At 69.7% G+C, this 19,133-nt stretch carries 14 protein-coding genes; 2 read left to right on the top strand and 12 right to left on the bottom strand.

Annotated elements, in window-relative coordinates; genetic code table 11:
- Window positions 1-22: 22 nt before the first annotated feature.
- The 5 genes from lpdA to AB7F93_RS08630 all read right to left on the bottom strand — a co-directional run bounded on the left by lpdA (window position 23) and on the right by AB7F93_RS08630 (window position 7,248).
- A complete protein-coding gene (lpdA, locus tag AB7F93_RS08650) occupies window positions 23-1,444 on the bottom strand; it encodes a dihydrolipoyl dehydrogenase (RefSeq protein ID WP_428302499.1) in 1,422 nt (473 codons plus the stop codon).
- 3 nt (window positions 1,445-1,447) lie between these two features.
- Entirely contained in the window at window positions 1,448-2,623 is a 1,176-nt protein-coding gene (gene odhB, locus AB7F93_RS08645; protein WP_428302498.1) for a 2-oxoglutarate dehydrogenase complex dihydrolipoyllysine-residue succinyltransferase, read from the bottom strand.
- A 27-nt stretch (window positions 2,624-2,650) separates the two neighbouring features.
- Window positions 2,651-5,491, bottom strand: a complete 2,841-nt coding sequence (locus AB7F93_RS08640; protein ID WP_428302497.1) for a 2-oxoglutarate dehydrogenase E1 component — start codon at window positions 5,489-5,491, stop codon at window positions 2,651-2,653.
- A gap of 87 nt (window positions 5,492-5,578) precedes the next feature.
- Window positions 5,579-6,274: a LytR/AlgR family response regulator transcription factor gene (locus AB7F93_RS08635; protein WP_428302496.1), complete on the bottom strand. Its 696-nt coding sequence runs from the start codon at window positions 6,272-6,274 to the stop codon at window positions 5,579-5,581.
- Window positions 6,271-7,248, bottom strand: a complete 978-nt coding sequence (locus AB7F93_RS08630) for a sensor histidine kinase (protein ID WP_428302495.1) — start codon at window positions 7,246-7,248, stop codon at window positions 6,271-6,273. Before AB7F93_RS08630 ends, AB7F93_RS08635 begins: the two co-directional genes overlap by 4 nt.
- 93 nt (window positions 7,249-7,341) lie before the next feature.
- Between AB7F93_RS08630 and argH the strand changes: the two genes are divergently transcribed.
- Both argH and AB7F93_RS08620 read left to right on the top strand, forming a co-directional pair.
- Window positions 7,342-8,736, top strand: a complete 1,395-nt coding sequence (gene argH / locus AB7F93_RS08625) for an argininosuccinate lyase (RefSeq protein ID WP_428302494.1) — start codon at window positions 7,342-7,344, stop codon at window positions 8,734-8,736.
- A gap of 121 nt (window positions 8,737-8,857) precedes the next feature.
- Complete coding sequence (locus AB7F93_RS08620; RefSeq protein ID WP_428302493.1) at window positions 8,858-10,609, top strand: phosphoenolpyruvate carboxykinase (GTP); 1,752 nt, start codon at window positions 8,858-8,860, stop codon at window positions 10,607-10,609.
- Between the two features lie 133 nt (window positions 10,610-10,742).
- On the opposite strand, the gene pnp is transcribed toward AB7F93_RS08620, so the two are convergent.
- The 7 genes from pnp to rimP form a co-directional block, all read right to left on the bottom strand.
- On the bottom strand, window positions 10,743-12,821 hold the full coding sequence (pnp, locus tag AB7F93_RS08615; RefSeq protein WP_428302492.1) for a polyribonucleotide nucleotidyltransferase: 2,079 nt from the start codon (window positions 12,819-12,821) through the stop codon (window positions 10,743-10,745).
- A gap of 82 nt (window positions 12,822-12,903) precedes the next feature.
- Window positions 12,904-13,173, bottom strand: coding sequence for a 30S ribosomal protein S15 (rpsO, locus tag AB7F93_RS08610; RefSeq protein WP_428302491.1), 270 nt, complete (start codon window positions 13,171-13,173; stop codon window positions 12,904-12,906).
- 92 nt (window positions 13,174-13,265) lie between these two features.
- A complete protein-coding gene (truB, locus tag AB7F93_RS08605; protein ID WP_428302490.1) occupies window positions 13,266-14,204 on the bottom strand; it encodes a tRNA pseudouridine(55) synthase TruB in 939 nt (312 codons plus the stop codon).
- Complete coding sequence (gene rbfA / locus AB7F93_RS08600; RefSeq protein WP_428302489.1) at window positions 14,201-14,545, bottom strand: 30S ribosome-binding factor RbfA; 345 nt, start codon at window positions 14,543-14,545, stop codon at window positions 14,201-14,203. The genes truB and rbfA overlap by 4 nt, the downstream gene beginning before the upstream one ends.
- A 2-nt stretch (window positions 14,546-14,547) precedes the next feature.
- Entirely contained in the window at window positions 14,548-17,091 is a 2,544-nt protein-coding gene (gene infB, locus AB7F93_RS08595) for a translation initiation factor IF-2 (protein WP_428302488.1), read from the bottom strand.
- A gap of 14 nt (window positions 17,092-17,105) precedes the next feature.
- Complete coding sequence (gene nusA / locus AB7F93_RS08590) at window positions 17,106-18,611, bottom strand: transcription termination factor NusA (RefSeq protein ID WP_428302487.1); 1,506 nt, start codon at window positions 18,609-18,611, stop codon at window positions 17,106-17,108.
- A complete protein-coding gene (gene rimP, locus AB7F93_RS08585) occupies window positions 18,601-19,089 on the bottom strand; it encodes a ribosome maturation factor RimP (RefSeq protein ID WP_428302486.1) in 489 nt (162 codons plus the stop codon). Before rimP ends, nusA begins: the two co-directional genes overlap by 11 nt.
- Window positions 19,090-19,133 lie beyond the last annotated feature (44 nt).

The raw sequence follows: 19,133 nt of genomic DNA, 5'->3' as shown, positions 1-19,133 counted from the left end.
CGGCGACGGTGCCGCGACCGCATCAGATGTGTATCGCCCGCTTGTGGGCGGCCAGCGCCGCCTCGTGCAATGCCTCCGACAGGGTCGGGTGGGCGTGCACGATGCGCGCGAGGTCTTCCGCGCTGGCGCAGAACTCCATCGCCACCACCGCCTCGGCGATCAGTTCCGAGGCATGCGGGCCGATGATGTGCACGCCGAGCACGCGGTCGGTTTCGGCATGGGCAAGCAGCTTCACCTGCCCCTGCGCGGCCTCCATGGCGCGCGCCCGACCGTTCGCCTGAAACGGGAAGGTGCCCACCGTATATGGCACGCCCTCAGCCTTGAGGGCCTGCTCGGTGCGACCGACCCAGGCGATTTCCGGCCAAGTGTAAATGATCCAGGGGATGGTCCCGTAGTCGACATGGCAGTGCTGGCCGGCGATGCCCTCGGCGACGGCGATGCCGTCCTCCGACGCGCGGTGCGCCAGCATGGGCCCGCGCACCACGTCACCGATGGCGTAGACACCCGCTGCGCTGGTACGAAACTGCCCATCGACCGGGATGAAGCCGCGCTCGTCCGGCGCGATGCCGACGGCGTCGAGGCCGAGGCGGTCTGTTACAGGCTGGCGACCCACCGCGACGATCAGGCGGTCGAACGCAGCCTGTTGCGCGCCCTTGGCGTCCTCGAAATCCACCGTCACGCCGTCGCCAGCCAGCGCGGCAGCCGTCACGCGGGCTCCGAGGCGGATTTGCAGGCCCTGGCCGGTGAGTTCCTTGTGCGCCAGCGCCGCGATGGCCCGATCGGCGACCGGCAGGAACTCCGGCATCGCCTCCAGCAGCGTCACCGCGCTGCCCAGGCGCGCCCACACGCTGCCAAGTTCGAGGCCGATCACGCCCGCGCCGATGATGCCAAGCCGCGCCGGCACGTCCGTGAAATCGAGCGCACCGGCCGAGTCGACAATGCGCACGCCATCCAGCGGCGCCACCAGCAAGGGTGTCGGCCGCGAACCGGTGGCGATGATGATGTGCTCGGCCGATACGGTTTGAGCCGCACCATCGGTGCCCGCCACCTCGACCTTGCCCTCGCCCACCAGGCGCCCGCTGCCCTTCAGCCACGTGACGCCGTTTTTCCTGAACAACCCGCCGATGCCGCCCGTGAACTGGCGCACGATGCCGTCCTTGCGCGCCACCATGGCGGCCGGATCGATCGCCACCTCGCCCACGGTGATGCCATGCGCGGCAAGCCCATGGCGGGCGCGGTGGTACTGCTCGGACGATTCGAGCAGCGCCTTCGACGGAATGCAGCCGACGTTAAGACACGTGCCGCCCAGTGCCGGCTGGCCGTCCTTGCCGATCCAGCGCTCCACGCAGGCGGTCTTCAGACCCAGCTGCGCGGCGCGGATAGCCGCCACGTAACCGCCGGGGCCACCGCCGATCACCAGCACGTCGTAACGATCCACGGCCATGCCTTACAGCCCCAGCAGCAGGCGCGAGGGATCCTCCAGCGCCTGCTTGATGGATACCAGGAACTGCACCGCCTCGCGCCCGTCGATGAGCCGGTGGTCGTAGGACAGCGCCAGGTACATGACCGGGCGGATCACCACCGCGCCGTTCTCGGCCACCGGCCGGTCGACGATGTTGTGCATGCCCAGGATCGCGCTTTGCGGCGGGTTCAGGATCGGCGTCGACAGCATCGAACCGAAAATGCCACCGTTGGTGATGGAGAAGGTGCCGCCGGACAGCTCCTCGACGGTGAGCTTGCCGTCGCGGGCGCGCTGGCCGAATTCGGCGATGGCCTTCTCGATGTCGCCAAACGACATGCCGTCCACGTCGCGCAGCACCGGCACCACGAGTCCCCGCGGGCTGCTGACGGCGATGCCGATGTCGAAATAGCCGTGGTAGACCACGTCCGTGCCGTCGATGGAGGCGTTGACGAGGGGGAATTTCTTGAGCGCCTCCACCGCCGCGCGTACGAAGAACGACATGAAGCCGAGCTTGACGCCGTGCGCCTTCTCGAACGCCTCCCGGTGCCGGGCGCGCAGGTCCATCACCGGCTGCATGTTGACCTCGTTGAACGTGGTCAGGATGGCCGCGGTGCGCTGCGCGTCCAGCAGGCGCTCCGCGATGCGCTGGCGGATGCGCGTCATCGGCACGCGCTGCTCGGGCCGCGGGCCGGCGGCGATGACCGGCGACGGCGTCGTTGTGGGCCCAGGCGGGGGGAGCGCGGCCTTGCTGGCGGCCACCACGTCTTCCTTGATGACACGGCCGTCGCGGCCACTGCCGGCGAGTTCCGCCGTGTCGACGCCCTGCTCGGCGGCGAGCTTGCGCGCGGCCGGGCTCGCCGGCGCCACGGCGCGCACCTCCGGCATGATTTGCATAGGTTCCGCGGGCGGCGTCGGGTCGCCCACGGCGGTGTCGAGCGTCGCCAGCAGATCCCCGGAGTGCACCGTGGCGCCGTCGGGCTGGTGCACGGCGCCCAGCACACCATCGGCCGGCGCCACCACCTCCAGCACCACCTTGTCGGTCTCGACGTCGATGAGGCTCTCGTCGCGCCGCACAGTCTCACCCGGCTTTTTCTTCCACTGGAGCAGCGTGGCTTCCGAGACGGACTCCGGCAGTACCGGCGCCTTGATTTCGATCTGCATGGGATCCCCGGCAGGCGATGAAACGAATCAGGCGGATTTTTGCTTGCGCGCGGCACGCGGCGGCGCCAGCGCCAGCGCCTCGTCGACCAGCGCCTGCTGCTGGGCCTGATGCAGCTTGTAACTGCCGCACGCCGGCGCCGCCGAGCGCGGCCGGCCGACGTAGCGCAGCGTCTGGCCGGGCGCCAGGGCATCGGTCAGCTTGTGGCGAATCTGGTACCAGGCGCCCTGGTTGAGCGGCTCTTCCTGCACCCACACCACTTCTGTGGCCTTGCCGTAACGGGCGAGTTCCTCGGCGAGTTGCGTCTTCGGGAACGGGTACAGCTGCTCGACGCGTACGACGGCGATGTCGCCGCTGCTGCGCTCCACGGCACCCGTGTAGAGGTCGAAATAGACCTTGCCGCTGCACAGCAGCACGCGCCGCACTTGAGCCGGGTCGGGCGCGCGCGTGTCGCCGATCAGCACCTGGAACTCGCCCTGCGCGAGATCCTCCAGCGACGACACCGACAGGCGGTGCCGCAGCAGGCTCTTGGGCGTCATCACCACCAGCGGGCGACGATACCGGCGCAGCATCTGCCGGCGCAGCATGTGGAACATCTGCGCCGGCGTGGAGGGCACGCACACCTGCATGTTCTGCTCCGCGCACAGTTGCATGTACCGCTCAAGACGCGCCGACGAGTGCTCCGGGCCCTGGCCCTCGAAGCCATGCGGCAGCAGCAGCACCATGCCGCACAGGCGCTGCCATTTGGCCTCCGACGAGCTGATGAACTGGTCGATCACCACCTGCGCGCCGTTCGCGAAGTCGCCGAACTGCGCCTCCCAGATCACCAGCGTGTGCGGGTCGGCGCTGGCGTAGCCGTACTCGAAGCCGAGCACCGCCTCCTCGGACAGCAGCGAGTCGATGATGAAGATGCTCGGCTGATCCGGCGCGAGATGCTGCAGCGGCACGTGACGCTGGCGGTCGTCCGGCGCGTCGATGTCCTGGTTGTGCAGCACCGCGTGGCGGTGGGCGAAGGTGCCGCGGCCGCTGTCCTGCCCGGACAGGCGCACGCGGTGGCCCTGGACCACGAGTGAGGCGTAAGCGAGCGTCTCCGCGCCGCCCCAGTCGAGCGGCAGGTCGCCGGCTGCCATCTGCCGGCGATCATCCAGAATCTTGGCGACGCGCGGATGCACCTTGAAGTCCGCCGGCACCTCACACAGCTTGCTGCCAAGACTGCGCAGCGTGTCGATCGGGACTGCCGTCGTGGCGGGCTCGGTCCACACCGCGTCCATGTACGGCGCCCAGTCGATGGCGAGCAGCGGCCGCTCGTCGCTCATCGGCCACGGCGCCACGGACTCGCAACGCTCCAGCGCCTGCTGGTAATCCTCGGCCATGCGCTGTGCGTCGCCCGCAGCCAGCACGCCGGCGGCTTCGAGTCGCCTGGCGTAGATCTCGCGCACCGTCGGGTGCGGCACGATCTTCGCGTACATGCGCGGCTGCGTGATGGCCGGCTCGTCGGCCTCGTTGTGGCCCTGGCGGCGGTAGCAGACGACATCAATCACGACGTCGCTGCCGAACGCGAGACGGAAATCGACCGCCAGGCGCGTCACGAACAGCAGCGCCTCCGGGTCGTCGCCATTGACGTGGAAGATCGGCGCCTGCGTCAGGTGGGCGATCTCGGTGCAGTAGTAGGTCGAGCGGGCGTCGGTCGGGTTGCTGGTGGTGAAGCCGATCTGGTTGTTGATGACGATGTGCAGCGTGCCGCCGGTGGCGTAGCCGCGCGTCTTGGCGAGGTTAAGCGTCTCCATCACCACGCCCTGGCCGGCGAACGCGGCATCGCCGTGCATCAGCACCGGCAGCACCTGCCGGCGGGCGAGATCGAGCCGGCGCTCCTGGCGCGCCCGCACCGAGCCCTCGACCACCGGATTGACGATTTCAAGATGCGACGGGTTGAAGGCGAGCGTGAGGTGAATCGGCCCGCCGGCGGTGATCGGGTCAGCCGAGAAGCCCTGGTGGTATTTGACGTCGCCGGAGCCGATGACCTCGACCTTGCCCTCGAATTCCGCGAACAGCTCGCTCGGCCGCTTGCCGAGGATGTTCACCAGCACGTTCAGGCGACCGCGGTGCGCCATGCCAAGCACCAGCTCCTTGACGCCGGCACCACCCGCGCGGCGCACGAGTTCGTCCAGCACCGCGATCAGCCCGTCGCCGCCTTCGAGCGAAAAGCGCTTCTGGCCGACGTAGCGTCGATGCAGGTAGCGTTCGAGTCCTTCGGCTGCGGTGATTGCCTGCATGACCTGCATCTGCTCGTCGGCATTCAGCACCGCCCGGCCACGGCCGGCTTCGATGCGCTCGCGCAGCCACGCCACCTGCGCGGAATCGGACAGGTAGGCATACTCGAAACCGATGGCGCCGCAGTAGGTGGCCTGGAGTGCCGTCACCAACTCGCGCAGCGGCGCGCCAGCGGACAGCGGAAAGTTGCCCGGCGAGAAGCTGAGCGCGAGATCCGCGTCGGTGAGACCGTGGAAGCCCGGCGCGAGACTCGGCACCGGCGTGGGCGGCTGGAGCTTGATCGGGTCGGTATCGGCCGCGAGGTGACCGCGCTGGCGATACTCGTTGATCAACTGCTGGACGGCGTTCTGCTTGTGCAGGTTGTCGGCCGTCACCGCGCCCGACGCGCCCGGCGTCATCGAGTCGGTACGCGGCCTGCGCGCCAGCTCGCGAAACTGCTGCTGCACCGCAGCGTGCGTCGCGGGGGGCTTGCCCGCGGCCCAGGTCTCGAACTCGCACCGCCAAGCGTCGGGCACGCTCGCCGGGTCGACGAGAAAGTCCTCGTACAGCGCCTCGACGAAGCCGGCGCTGCCGAACCCAAGACTGGAACTGACGTCCATCGACGATTCCCTTCAGAGATAGGCGCTGCCGATTTTACGGGCGCCACCCGCGGCAAGCGACCGAAACTACGACAACGCCGTTACCGATCAGTCGCTGCCATGGTGTTCGAGCGCCTGCTGCACACCGGCCGCGAGGCGCCGACTCACCGGTAGAGGCGCCGTCACGCCGTCGACCACCGCCCACACGCGCCCGTCGGCGTCGCGCTGCAAACCGATGAGGTATCGCACGTTCACCAGCAGCGCGCGGTGAATCCGTAGCAACTGCGGGGCCAGACGCAATTCGAGGCGCGCCAGCGAATCTTCGAGCAGCCATTCCCCTGCGGCCGTATGAACGGCGAGGTATTTCGCCTCCGCGCGCACGTACAGCACGCTCGCCACGGTGACGCGCTGGACCTGCGACCCGCGCGATACCAGCAGTGTCGGCGGCGCGGCGCTGCTCACCCGATCGAGCGCCTGGGCCAGGCGCTCGGCCGAGACCGGCTTCAGCAGATAGTGCACGGCGGCGACGTCGAAGGCCTCGGCCGCAAAGTCGCTGAAGGCGGTCGTGAACACCACGGCCGGCGGCACCGGCAGTGCCGCCAGCGCGCGGGCGGTGGACAGGCCGTCGCGGCCCGGCATGCGGATGTCGAGCAACACGAGGTCAGGGTTCAGCCGCTCGCAGGCGTCGAGCGCGGCGTCGCCGTCTGCGGCCTCGCCCACGCAGGCATGCCCCGGCAGGGCTTCAAGCAACCGCCTCAGGCGCGCGCGCGCCAGCGGCTCGTCGTCGACGATCAGCACGTTCATGGCATCACACCGGCCGACCACGGCAGACACAAACGCACCGTGTGGCGCTCGCCGTCCGTGCCTTCCAGCAGACTCGCCGCGGCGCCGAAATGCCCGGCAAGCCGCGCCCGCAGATTGGCGAGGGCCATGTGCAGGCCGGCGCTCGGCCCACTTGCCGGCAGCGGATTGTCGATGCGAATCTCGACGCCGCCGTCCACGGTGCGCTGCACCTGCACCGCGATTCGCCCGCCGCGTGGCAACGGCTCGATGCCGTGAAATACGGCGTTCTCGAGCAGCGGCTGCAGGCTGAGCGGAGGCACCCGGGCCTCGGCCGGCGCCTGCGCCACCGCCCAGTCGACGGCCAGGCGCTCGCCCAGGCGTAGCTGCTCCATCGCCAGGTAACGGCGACACAGGTCGAGCTCGTCGCTGAGCGGAATCAGGCGATCCCCGGCCTGGAGGCTCGCCCGCAGCAGGTCGGCGAGCGCCAGCGTGACCTCCTCGGCGCGCGCAGGGTCGCTCACCGTGAGACTCGCGATGGTGTTCAGGCTGTTGAACAGAAAATGCGGGCGCATGCGCGCCTGCAGCAGGTCCAGTCGCGCGCGGTCGTGAGCGCGCTCGCGCGTACGCGCCACGTGCGCCAGGTACAGGATGCGCAGCACGGCGCCACCCACCAGCGCGGTCAGCAGGAGGTTGCGTGCCAGCAGGCGGGGGAATTCGTCTGACGCCGCCGGCCACCAACCGAAGGCCGCCGCCGCGAGCGTGGTGCAGGTCGCGAGCAGCAGCAGCCAGCCGAGCGCGCACGCGCCGGCGACACCGGCCGGTAACCGCGCGAGCATTCGGCGGGCGGCACACAGGCCGGCCGTGCCGAGCAAGCCCACCCACTGCGTGGCGAGCGACCACATGCCAAGGCGCGACCACCACAGGTCCGGCGGCAGCGGCTGCGCCAGCACCAGCAGCAGCGCCAGCAGCTGCGCGCCAACCACAACCGTGAGCACGGCCCGCGGCTGACACAGGTCTGGAATAAAGCCCCCGTCGGCAGGCGGCCGGTCCGCTATAATCCGCCGCTTCGCCACGCCCGCCTCCCTTCCATGTCCGACGCAGCCCGCAAGCCCTGGGGCGGCCGTTTTGCCGAACCCACCGACGCCTTCGTCGAGCGCTTCACGGCGTCGATCGGCTTCGACCGTCGCCTCGCCCGACACGACATTATGGGTTCCGTCGCCCACGCCCGCATGCTGGGCCGGGTAGGCGTGCTGACAGCGGATGAAGTCAGCGCCATCGTCGGCGGGCTCGAAGGCATCCACACCGAGATAGAGGCCGGCCGCTTCGACTGGCAACTGGCGCTCGAAGACGTGCACATGAACGTCGAGACGGCGCTCGTGGCGCGCATCGGCGAGGTCGGCAAGAAGCTGCACACCGGCCGCTCGCGCAACGACCAGGTGGCGACCGACGTGCGCCTGTGGCTGCGCGACGAGCTCGACGCCATCGACGGCCAGGTGCGGGACGCGCTCGGCATTCTGGTCGACCTTGCCGAGCGCGAGGCCGACACGCTGATGCCGGGCTTCACGCATCTGCAGACGGCTCAACCGATCACGCTCGGGCACCACCTGCTCGCCTGGTTCGAGATGCTGGCACGCGACCGCGAACGCTTTGCCGACTGCCGCCGGCGCGTCAACGTGATGCCGCTCGGCGCCGCTGCCCTGGCCGGCACCAGCTTCCCCATCGACCGCGCCTACACGGCCGAGCTGCTGGGTTTCGAGCGGCCGGCCGAGAACTCGCTCGACGCCGTCAGCGACCGCGACTTCGCCATCGAATTCGTGTCCGCCGCGGCGCTGCTGATGACGCACCTGTCACGACTGTCGGAAGAACTCGTGCTGTGGTCGTCGGCTCAGTTCGGCTTCGTGACGCTTGCCGACGCCTGGTGCACCGGCTCGTCGATCATGCCGCAGAAGAAAAACCCGGACGTGCCGGAACTGCTTCGCGGCAAGACCGGGCGCGTCAACGGGCATCTGGTGGCGCTGCTGACGCTGATGAAGGCGCAGCCGCTCGCCTACAACAAGGACAACCAAGAAGACAAGGAGCCGCTGTTCGACACCGTGGATACGGTACGGGACAGCCTGACGGCGCTTGCCGGGATGCTGCCCGGCATGACCGTGAACGCCTCGCGCATGCGCGAGGCGGCAAAGGCAGGTTTCGCGACGGCGACCGATCTTGCCGATTACCTGGTGCGGCGCGGGCTGCCGTTTCGCGACGCGCACGAGGTGGTCGGCCGGGCGGTGCGCGAGGGCGTGGCGAGCGGCCGCGATCTGGCCGACTTCCCGCTGGATGAACTGCGCGCCTTCTCGCCGCTGATCGAGGCCGACGTGTTCGCCGTGCTGACGCTGGAGGGCTCGGTCGCCGCGCGCGATCACCTCGGCGGCACGGCGCCCCGGCAGGTGCGGGCGGCGGCGGCACGCGCCCGCGCGCGCCTCGGGCTGTCGCCTTGACACGCGCGAAACCAATCGCCGCGGCCATGGTCTTCACTATTTTTCACCGTCCGGGCCGCGGCGGCCCGGACACCGCGCCACGGACCGACGCGGTGCACGGGTCATACGGGGGAATTTGCTCATGACGTCGAATCAGGCGCTCGCGGACTGGGTTCGCGAGGTGGCAGCACTCACGCAGCCGGACCGCATCCACTGGTGCGATGGCTCACAGGCGGAGTACGACACGCTCGTCAGCGACATGCTGCGAAGCGGCACGCTGCTGGAACTGGACCCGGAAACCCGCCCGCACAGCTACCTGCACCGCTCGCACCCGTCCGACGTGGCGCGCACCGAGCATCTCACCTTCGTGTGCACGCCCGAGCGCGACGATGCCGGCCCCAACAACCAGTGGCTGGCGCCGGCCGAAGCGCACAGCAAGATGGACGCCCTGTTCGCGGGCGCCATGCGCGGTCGCACGCTGTACGTGGTGCCCTACTGCATGGGACCGATCGACTCGCCACTGGCGCGCTGCGGGGTCGAGATCACCGACAGCCCGTACGTCGCCGCCAACATGCGCATCATGACGCGCATGGGCAAAGCGGCGCTGGCACGCATCGAGCGCGAGGGCAGCTTCGTGCGCGGCCTGCACTCACTCGGCGACCTCGACCCCGAGCGGCGCTTCATCATGCACTTCCCGCAGGAGCTGCTGATCCAGAGCATCGGCTCCGGCTACGGCGGCAACGCGCTGCTCGGCAAGAAATGCCACGCGCTGCGCATCGCCTCCTACCAGGCGCGCCAGGAAGGCTGGCTCGCCGAGCACATGCTGATCATGGGCGTCGAGGACCCGCAGGGGCGCTTGCACTACATCGCGGCGGCGTTTCCGTCGGCCTGCGGCAAGACCAACATGGCCATGCTGATCCCGCCGGTCGAGTACCAGGGCTGGAAGGTCAAGACCATCGGCGACGACATCGCCTGGCTGCACGTGGGCGAGGATGGCCGGCTGTGGGCCATCAACCCGGAGGCCGGCTTCTTCGGCGTGGCGCCCGGCACCAGCCGGCACACCAACCCCAACGCCGTGGACATGCTGGAGCACGACACCATCTTCACCAACGTGGCGATGACCGGCGACGGCCGTCCGTGGTGGGAAGGTCTCTCGGACGAGACGCCAGCCACCGACTGGCAGGGCCGGCCGTACGATCCGGCCAACGGCCCGGCGGCGCACCCGAACGCCCGCTTCACGGTGTCGGCCAGACAATGCCCGTCCTGGTCACCCGAGGCCGAACACCCTGCCGGCGTGCCGATCACGGCCATCATCTTCGGCGGCCGGCGGGCGTCGCTCGCGCCGCTGGTGCTGGAAGCGAAAAACTGGCAGCACGGCGTGCTGCTCGGCGCCGGCATGGCGTCCGAGACCACCGCCGCCGCCACCGGCAAGGTGGGCGTGGTGCGCCGCGACCCGATGGCCATGCAGCCGTTCTGCGGCTACCACTTCGGCGACTACTGGGCACACTGGCTCGCCACCGGCGCGCGCCTTACCAAGGCGCCCGGCATCTACCAGGTCAACTGGTTCCGCCGCGACGCGGAGCGCCGTTTCCTGTGGCCGGGGTACGGTGAGAATCTGCGCGTGCTGAAGTGGATCATCGAGCGCTGCCAGGGGCAGGTGAACGCCGAGCAGACGCCGGTCGGCAACCTGCCGCTGCACGGCGGCATCGACCTTGCCGGCCTCGACGTGTCGCGCGAGCACATGCGCGAACTCACGCACATCGACCCCCAGGCCTGGCTCGCCGAGATGGACGAGGTCGGCAGCTTCCTGCACGGCTTCGGGCCGCGCGTGCCGCAGGCGCTGCACGACGAGCGCGAGCGGGCGGCCCAGGGCCTGCGTCAGCTCGCCGGCTGAGCGCCCGGCCACCGCCCAGCGGTGGCCCGATCAGGACACCCCGCCAACAAAAAAGCCGGTCGGAGCAATCCCCGACCGGCTTTTTTGTTGGCGGCCGACCCGCCCCGCGGCGGATCGGCAATCGCTTGCGACCTTACTCGCCCTCGGCGAGCGCCTTCATGCTCAGGCGAATGCGGCCCTGCTTGTCGACCTCCAGCACCTTCACGCGCACCACGTCGCCCTCGGTCAGCTTGTCGCTGACGCGCTCGACGCGCTCCTCGGAAATCTGCGAGATGTGCAGCAGCCCGTCGCGGCCCGGCAGGATGGTGACGAACGCGCCGAAGTCCATCAGGCGCGCCACGCGGCCCTCGTAGATCATGCCCACCTCGATGTCCGAGGTGATGCGCTCGATCATGGCCCGCGCCTGCTCGCCGGCGGTGCGGTCCACCGACGCGATGCGCACCGTGCCGTCATCGTCGATGTCGATGGTGGTGCCGGTCTGCTCGGTGATGCCGCGGATGGTCACACCGCCCTTGCCGATGACGTCGCGAATCTTGTCCGGGTGGATGCGCATGGTGAGGATGCGCGGCGCGTAATCGGACATCTGCTCCCGCGGCGCGGCCAGCGCCTTGGCCATTTCGCCCAGGATGTGCACGCGGCCTTCGCGCGCCTGCTCCAGCGCCGCCTGCATGATCTGGGCAGTGATGCCCATCACCTTGATGTCCATCTGCAGCGCGGTGACGCCGGTCGCGGTGCCGGCCACCTTGAAATCCATGTCGCCGAGGTGGTCTTCATCGCCCAGGATGTCGGACAGCACGGCAAAGCGGCCGCCGTCGGTGATCAGACCCATGGCGATGCCGGCCACGGCTTCGGTCACCGGCACGCCGGCATCCATCAGCGCAAGGCTGCCGCCGCACACCGTGGCCATGGAGCTCGACCCGTTCGACTCGGTGATCTCGGACACGATGCGCAGCGTGTACGGGAACGCGCCCTTGGCCGGCAGCACGGCGGCAATCGCCCGCTTCGCCAGGCGCCCGTGGCCGATCTCGCGGCGCTTGGTGGCGCCCATGCGGCCGGTTTCGCCCACGCAGTACGGCGGGAAGTTGTAGTGCAGCAGGAAATCGTCGCGGTACTCGCCTTCCAGCGCGTCGATGATCTGCGCGTCGCGCTCGGTACCGAGCGTGGTCACCACCAGCGCCTGCGTCTCGCCGCGCGTGAACAGCGCCGAGCCGTGCGTGCGCGGCAGCACGCCGGTGCGGATGGTGATGGGGCGCACCTGGCGGGTGGTGCGGCCGTCGATGCGCGGCTGGGCGTCCAGAATGCGCCCGCGCACGATGCCCTTCTCGACCGACGAGAACAGCGACTGCACCTCGTTGCCGCGCTCGCCGTTCTCGCCGGCCAGATGCGACACGCGCTCGCGCACCGCGGCGACAGCCTCCTGGCGCGCCTGCTTGTCCGGAATCGAATACGCCTCGCTCAGCGGCTGCTCGGCGACGGCGCGCACGGCGACGGCGAGTTCCTCGTCCTTCTGCGGCGGCGTCCACGGCCACGGCTGCACACCGGCCTCGGCCACCAGCGCGTGGATGGTCTCGATCACCGCCTGCATGGCCTGATGACCGAACATGACGCCGTCCAGCATCACCGACTCGGACAGCATCTTGGCCTCGGACTCCACCATCAGCACGCTGCTGGCAGTGCCGGCCACGACCAGGTTCAGGTCGGACTCGGCGGTTTCCTTGTAGGTCGGGTTCAGGATGTAGGCGCCGTCCTTGTAGCCGACGCGCGCCGCGCCGACCGGGCCCTGGAACGGCAAGCCGGACAGCATCAGCGCAGCGGACGCGCCGATCATGCCCAGGATGTCCGGATCGACCTCGTCGTCCGCCGACAACACCGTCGGCACCACCTGAACTTCGTTGTAGAAGCCCTTCGGAAACAGCGGCCGCATGGCGCGGTCGATCAGACGCGAGGTCAGGATGGCCTTCTCGGAGGGCCGCGCCTCTCGCTTGAAGAAGCCGCCCGGGATGCGGCCGGCGGCGTAGGTGCGCTCGATGAAATCGACCGTCAGCGGGAAGAAGTCCTGCCCGGGCTTCACGCTCTTGCTGGCGGTAACCGCCGTCAACACCATGGTGTCGCCCATGCGCGCCATGACCGAATACGCCTGCTTGGCGATTTCGCCGGTCTCCAGCGTGAGCAGGTGTTTGCCGAACTGGACTTCCTTGCGGATCAATTTCACGTGCCGTACTTCCTTTGCTTTGAACGACAGCCACCGCCGCCCTGCGGCGGGGCTTTGCCCCAGAATCGGGGCGAGAGCTGCCTCAGCGGCGCAGGCCCAGGCGCTCGACCAGCGCGCGATAGCGGCCGTTGTCGCTGCCCTTGAGGTAATCAAGCAGCTTGCGCCGCTTGGCCACCAGACGCAGCAGGCCCTGACGCGAGTGGTGATCCTGGCGGTGCAGCTTGAAGTGCTCGTTGAGCCCCTCAAGACGCGCCGAGATCAGCGCCACCTGCACTTCCACGGAGCCCGTGTCGTTGCCGGCGCGGCCGTAGGCCTGCACCAGTTCGGATTTCTTCTCGACGCTCAGCGACATGTCTTGCTCACTCCGGACAGGAATTGAAAACGCCGATACGCCAATGCGGGTTCGGCGAAACGGGGCATTCTAACCGCGCGCTTGGGGCCGGCTCAAGCCGATGCGGCGGGCACGCCGTCGGCGGCCGGTTCCTGGCTGACCAGGCGGCGCGGCAACAGCTGACCATCGGCCGACTCGGCCATGCCGAGAAAGGCGCGCTCTTCGTCGAACACGGCCACCCAGCCGGTCGCCGGCAACGCTGCGAGCCTCACGGGCTGGCCGCGCAGCAGGCGCTGCGCCTGGTCGGTGTCGAGCTGTACCTGCGGCAGATGGGCGAGCGCGTCGGCTACCGGCAGCAGGCAGGCGTCGAGCGCCTCCGACCCCTGCTCCGCCACCTCCCGCAGACGGTCGACATCGACGGCTTCTGCGATATCGAGCGCGCCCACGCGCAGGCGGCGCAGCGCCGTCATGTGCGCGCCGCAACCGAGCGCCTCGCCGATGTCCTCGATCAGGCTGCGTACGTAGGTGCCCTTCGAGCAGTCGATCTCGACCTCGAACGCGTCGTCCTCGACATGCAGCAGCTCCAGCCGGCCGATGTGCACCGGCCGCGCCTGGCGCTCTACGGTCTGCCCGCGGCGGGCCAGCTCGTACAGGCGCTGGCCGTCGTGCTTGAGCGCCGAGTGCATGGGCGGCACCTGCAGGATGTCGCCGGTGAGTGCGGCGAGCGCGGCACGGATCGTCGCCTCGTCCACCGCCACCGGGCGTTCGCGCAGCAACTCGCCTTCGCTGTCGCCGGTGGTGGTGGTGATGCCAAGCCGCGCGCGGGCACGATAGGTCTTGTGCGCGCCGAGCAGGAACTGCGACACCTTGGTCGCCTCGCCGAAACACAGTGGCAGAAGGCCCGTCGCCAGCGGGTCGAGGGTGCCGGTGTGGCCGGCCTTGGCGGCATCGAGCAAACGCCGCGCGGTCTGCAGCGCCTGATTCGAGGTGATGCCCGCCGGCTTGTCGAGCAGCAGCACGCCGCTGACCGGCCGGCCGCGACGGCGCCTCAAGCGGCGCTGTCCTCGGCGCTGATCTGGCGCAGCAGTTCACCCACGCGCGACGCCTGGTCGATCTCGAAGCGCAGCTCCGGCATGCGACGCAGGCGCAGCACCGCCGCCAGACGGCTGCGCAGGAAGCCCGCCGCGTGACGCAGACCCTCGGCCGCAGCCTTGGCATCCGCGCCACCCAGCACGTCGAAACGCACCTTCGCGATGCCCAGATCCCGGCTCACCGACACCTCGTGCACGGTGATGAGGCCGGTCACGCGCGGGTCGTTCACCTCGCGCAGCGCCGCCGGCAGCTCTTCTGCTATGGCCTGTGCCACGCGGCGCGTGCGATCGACACCCTGCATGGTTACAGCGTGCGCTCCACGGTGACGCGCTCGAAGCACTCGATCTGGTCGCCCACGCGCACGTCGTCGTACTGCTTGACGGCGATGCCGCACTCGGTGCCGGCGCGCACTTCGGTGACGTCGTCCTTGTGTCGGCGCAGCGATTCGAGCTCGCCCTCGAAGATGACCACGTTGCCGCGCAGCACACGGATCGGGCAGCGCCGACGCACCACGCCGTCGGCCACCATGCAGCCGGCCACGGCACCGAACTTGGCCGAACGGAACACGTCCCGCACCTCGGCCAGACCCAGGATGGTCTCCTTGATCTCCGGCTCCAGCAGCCCGCCAAGCGCCCGCTTCACCTCGTCGATCACCTCGTAGATGATGCTGTGGTAGCGGATCTCGACGCCGGTTTCCTTGAGCAGCTTGCGCGCCGTGGCGTCGGCGCGCACGTTGAAGCCGATCAGCACCGCGCCGGTCGACTGCGCAAGATTGACGTCGGTCTCGGTGATGCCGCCCACACCCGACGCGACCACGCGCACCGTCACCTCGTCGGTCGCAAGACCCAACAGGGAGGCGGCGATGGCCTCGGCCGAACCCTGCACGTCGGCCTTGATGATGACGTTCAGCGCCTTGATCTCGGCCGCGCGCAGCTGACTGAAGATGTCGCCACCCGGCACCACCTCGCGGCGGGTGAGCGCCGCCTCGCGCGCCGATTGCTGGCGGAACTGCGCGATCTCGCGCGCCTTGCGCTCGTCCTCGACCACGTTGACCGGGTCGCCGGCGTTCGGCACGCCGGACAGGCCCAGCACCTCCACCGGCCGCGACGGACCCGCCTCCAGCAGCGGCTGGGCGTGTTCGTCGAGCAGCACGCGGGCGCGGCCGAACTCGCTGCCGATCAGCAGCATGTCGCCGCGCTTGAGCGTGCCGGCCTGCACCAGCACCGTGGCCACCGGACCGCGGCCGCGATCGAGCTTGGCCTCAACCACCACGCCCACCGCCGGACCTTCGGCAACGGCGGTCAGCTCCATCACCTCGGCCTGCAGCAGCACCGCTTCCAGCAGCGTGTCGATGCCCGTCCCCACCTTGGCGGAGACCGGCACGAACTGCACCTCACCGCCGAAATCCTCGGCGATCACCTCATGCTGGATCAGCTCCTGCTTGACGCGGTTCGGGTCCGCGTCCGGCTTGTCCATCTTGTTGACCGCCACCACCAGCGGCACGCCGGCCGCCTTGGCGTGCCGCACGGCCTCGATGGTCTGCGGCATCACGCCATCGTCCGCCGCCACCACCAGGATGACGATGTCGGTCAGCGCCGCGCCGCGCGCGCGCATGGACGAGAACGCCGCGTGACCGGGCGTATCGAGGAAGGTGATGGCGCCGCGCGGCGTCGTCACGTGATACGCGCCGATGTGCTGGGTGATGGCGCCGGCCTCGCCGGCCGCCACCTGGGACTTGCGGATGTAGTCGAGCAGCGTGGTCTTGCCGTGATCGACGTGGCCCATGACGGTGACCACCGGCGCGCGCGCCAGCGCCTCGCCGGTCGGCCCCAGCTGGTCGAGCAGCGATTCCGGCGTCTGCGCGGCGGCAGCCGTTGCGGTGTGGCCCATTTCCTCCACCACCAGCATCGCCGTGTCCTGATCCAGCGCCTGGTTGATGGTGGCCATCTGCCCCATCTTCATGAGGCACTTGATGACCTCGGCCGCCTTCACCGACATGCGGCTTGCGAGTTCCGCCACGGTGATGCTGGCCGGGACTTCCACCGCACGCGTGATGGCGCCCTGCGGGCGCTCGAACTGGTGCCGACCCGCGCCCTGCGAGCGGTGCGCACCCGGCCGGGCGCGGCTGCGCAGCCGGCCCTGCGCGTCGTCGCCGAAGCCGCCGCGGTCGTCACGGCCGCCCTTCTTGCGCTTGCCGGCACCGCGGCCGGGCTCCTCGCGACGGGCGGGCGCGGGGGCCGGGGCACCGCGTACCGGCGGCCTGCCGGGCGCGGGACGCGCGCCGGCCGGCTCGGGTCGTGCGGCGGCCTGGGCCGGACGACGCGGCGCTTCCGCCGCCGGTGCCGGCTCGGGCGCGGCCACCGGCTGGGGCTCGACAACCTCAGGCGCGGCGGCAACCGGCTCCGGCGCCGCCTCGACAACCTCGGGCGGGGACGCGAGCACTTCGGCCGCGGCGGCCGCTTCCAGCTCGACGCCGGCTGCCTCCTCGCCTGCCTTCTCGACATCCTCGCGCTTGACGTAGGTACGCCGCTTGCGGGTGACCACGGTCACCTTGCTGGCTGGCGTGGCCGGCGCCGCGCCGGGCCCGGCGCGGCGCGCCACGGCGGGCTGCTTGAGCTCCGACACCACCTGCCGGGTGAGGGTGATCTTGCGCGGCGTCGGGCTCGCGTCGGTCGCCTCGGCGCCGTGCGAACGGCGCAGGAAACCCAGCAGCTGCGCCTTCTCGTCGTCGGTGATGGAGTCGGCGGCGCTGCGCTCGCCGACGCCGGCCTCCTGCAACTGGCGCAGCAAACGCTCCACCGGCACGCGGATGGAGGCGGCGAATTTTTCGATGGACTGGGCAGCCACGTGCGTTGATCCTCTCAGGCCTGGGCGGCGTCGTCGGTGAACCAGGCGGCGCGGGCGGCCATGATCAGCTGCCCGGCCAGCGCCTCATCGATGCCTTCGATGTCCAGCAGGTCCGGCACCGCCTGGTCGGCGAGATCCTCCCGGCTAACGATGCCGTGGGCGGCCAGCTGATAGGCCACGCGGCGCGTCATGCCGTCGACTTCCAGCAGGTCCGCGGCCGGCTCGGCGTCGCCGAATGCTTCCTCGCGCGAGATTTCCTGCGCCAGCAACACGGCCTGGGCGCGGTCGCGCAGCTCCTGCACCAGGTCTTCGTCGAATTCCTGGATGGCCAACAGCTCGGCTGCCGGCACGAAGGCGACTTCCTCGACGCTGGTGAAGCCTTCCTGCACCAGGATGTCGGCGACGCTTTCGTCCAGATCGAGCTTGTCGACGAACATCTGCCGCAGCACGCCGACCTCGGCCTCCTGCTTCTCGGCCGCCTGTTCCTCGGTCATCAGGTTCAGCGCCCAGCCGGTCAGCTCGCTCGCCAGGCGCACGTTCTGCCCACCGCGGCCGATGGCGATCGACACCTGGTCCTCGGCGACCGCCACGTCCATGGTGTGCGTCTCCTCGTCCATGGTGATCGACACCACCTTGGCCGGCGACAGCGCGTTCAGCACGAACTGGGCCGGGTTGGCGTCGTAGAGCACGATGTCGACACGCTCGCCGGCGAGTTCGTTCGACACCGCCTGCACACGCGTGCCGTGCATGCCGACGCAGGCGCCGATCGGGTCGATGCGCGGGTCGTAGCTGCGCACGGCAATCTTGGCGCGCACGCCCGGATCGCGCGCACAGCCCACCACATCGACGATGCCGTCGGCCACTTCCGGCACCTCGCGGCGGAACAGCTCCATCATCAGCTTCGGCGCGCGGCGCGTCAGGAACAGCTGCGGGCCGCGCGGCTCGATGCGGGCATCCGACAGCAGCGCGCAGACGCGGTCGCCGATGCGGATGTTCTCGCGGGCAATCATGTCCTCGCGCGTCAGCAGCGCGTCGATGTTGCCGCCCAGGTCCACGATCAGGTTGCCGCGGTCCAAGCGCTTCACCTGCCCGACCAGCATGTGGCCGATGCGCGGCGTGTACAGGTCGACGATCTTCTCGCGCTCGGCGTCGCGCACCTTCTGCACGATCACCTGCTTGGCCATCTGCGACGCGATGCGCCCGAACGGCGCGGTCGGCAGCGGCTCCTCGATGGCGTCGCCGATGGCGGCGTCCGGCCGCTCGCGCTGCGCCCGCGACAGCGTCATCTGCTGGTCGGGGTTGAACTCGTCGGCCTCGTCGTCCACCACGGTCCAGCGGCGGAAGGTCTCGTAGGCGCCGGTTTGACGGTCGATGGCGACGCGCACATCCATGTGCTCGCCGGCCACCTTGCGCGTGGCCGCGGCGAGTGCGGCCTCGATGGCCTCGAAGATGACTTCCTTGGAGACGCCCTTCTCGTTCGAGACGACGTCAACGACTTGCAGGATTTCCTTAGTGTCCATCGCCCTTGCTCCGCAGTTCCGCCGCCAGGTCCGGCACCAGGCGGGCTGCCCGGATATCCGCCAGCGACACGGCCAGCCGCTGACCATCCACGTCGATCTCGATCACGCCGTTCGCCTCGGCACACAGGCGCCCGCGCAGGCGGCGCGCGCCGTTCACCGGCCGGTGCAGCTGCACCCTCGCCTCGCTGCCGACAAATCGCCGAAAGTGCTCCGCCGTCACCAGCGGCCGGTCGAGACCCGGCGACGACACTTCCAGCGAGTACGCACCCGGCAGCGGGTCTTCCACGTCCAGCAAGCCGCTCACGTACTCGCTCACCTTCTGGCAGTCGTCCAGCGTCACGCCGCCGGCGTCCTCACCCAGCCGGTCGATGTACAGGCGCAGCACCGGCCGCCGGGTGGCGACCTGCTCCACCTGGATCAACTCGTAGCCCAGTTTTTCGAGCGCCGGCGCAATCGCGTCGCGCAGCCGGTCGGTCAATGGCCCCGACAAATCCGCCACCTGAAATAAAAAATGGGCCAAAG

Source organism: Immundisolibacter sp., assembly GCF_050250495.1.
GTDB lineage: Bacteria > Pseudomonadota > Gammaproteobacteria > Immundisolibacterales > Immundisolibacteraceae > Immundisolibacter.
Note: the sequence above shows the minus strand (reverse complement) of the source record. Positions and strands in the feature narration are given on the sequence as shown.

What these genes read in the sequence shown, in the direction of transcription:
- lpdA (WP_428302499.1), bottom strand. Translation starts at nt 1,444, where the DNA reads ATGGCCGTGGATCGTTACGACGTGCTGGTGATCGGCGGTGGCCCCGGC.
- odhB (WP_428302498.1), bottom strand. Translation starts at nt 2,623, where the DNA reads ATGCAGATCGAAATCAAGGCGCCGGTACTGCCGGAGTCCGTCTCGGAA.
- AB7F93_RS08640 (WP_428302497.1), bottom strand. Translation starts at nt 5,491, where the DNA reads ATGGACGTCAGTTCCAGTCTTGGGTTCGGCAGCGCCGGCTTCGTCGAG.
- AB7F93_RS08635 (WP_428302496.1), bottom strand. Translation starts at nt 6,274, where the DNA reads ATGAACGTGCTGATCGTCGACGACGAGCCGCTGGCGCGCGCGCGCCTG.
- argH (WP_428302494.1), top strand. Translation starts at nt 7,342, where the DNA reads ATGTCCGACGCAGCCCGCAAGCCCTGGGGCGGCCGTTTTGCCGAACCC.
- AB7F93_RS08620 (WP_428302493.1), top strand. Translation starts at nt 8,858, where the DNA reads ATGACGTCGAATCAGGCGCTCGCGGACTGGGTTCGCGAGGTGGCAGCA.
- rpsO (WP_428302491.1), bottom strand. Translation starts at nt 13,173, where the DNA reads ATGTCGCTGAGCGTCGAGAAGAAATCCGAACTGGTGCAGGCCTACGGC.
- rbfA (WP_428302489.1), bottom strand. Translation starts at nt 14,545, where the DNA reads ATGCAGGGTGTCGATCGCACGCGCCGCGTGGCACAGGCCATAGCAGAA.
- nusA (WP_428302487.1), bottom strand. Translation starts at nt 18,611, where the DNA reads ATGGACACTAAGGAAATCCTGCAAGTCGTTGACGTCGTCTCGAACGAG.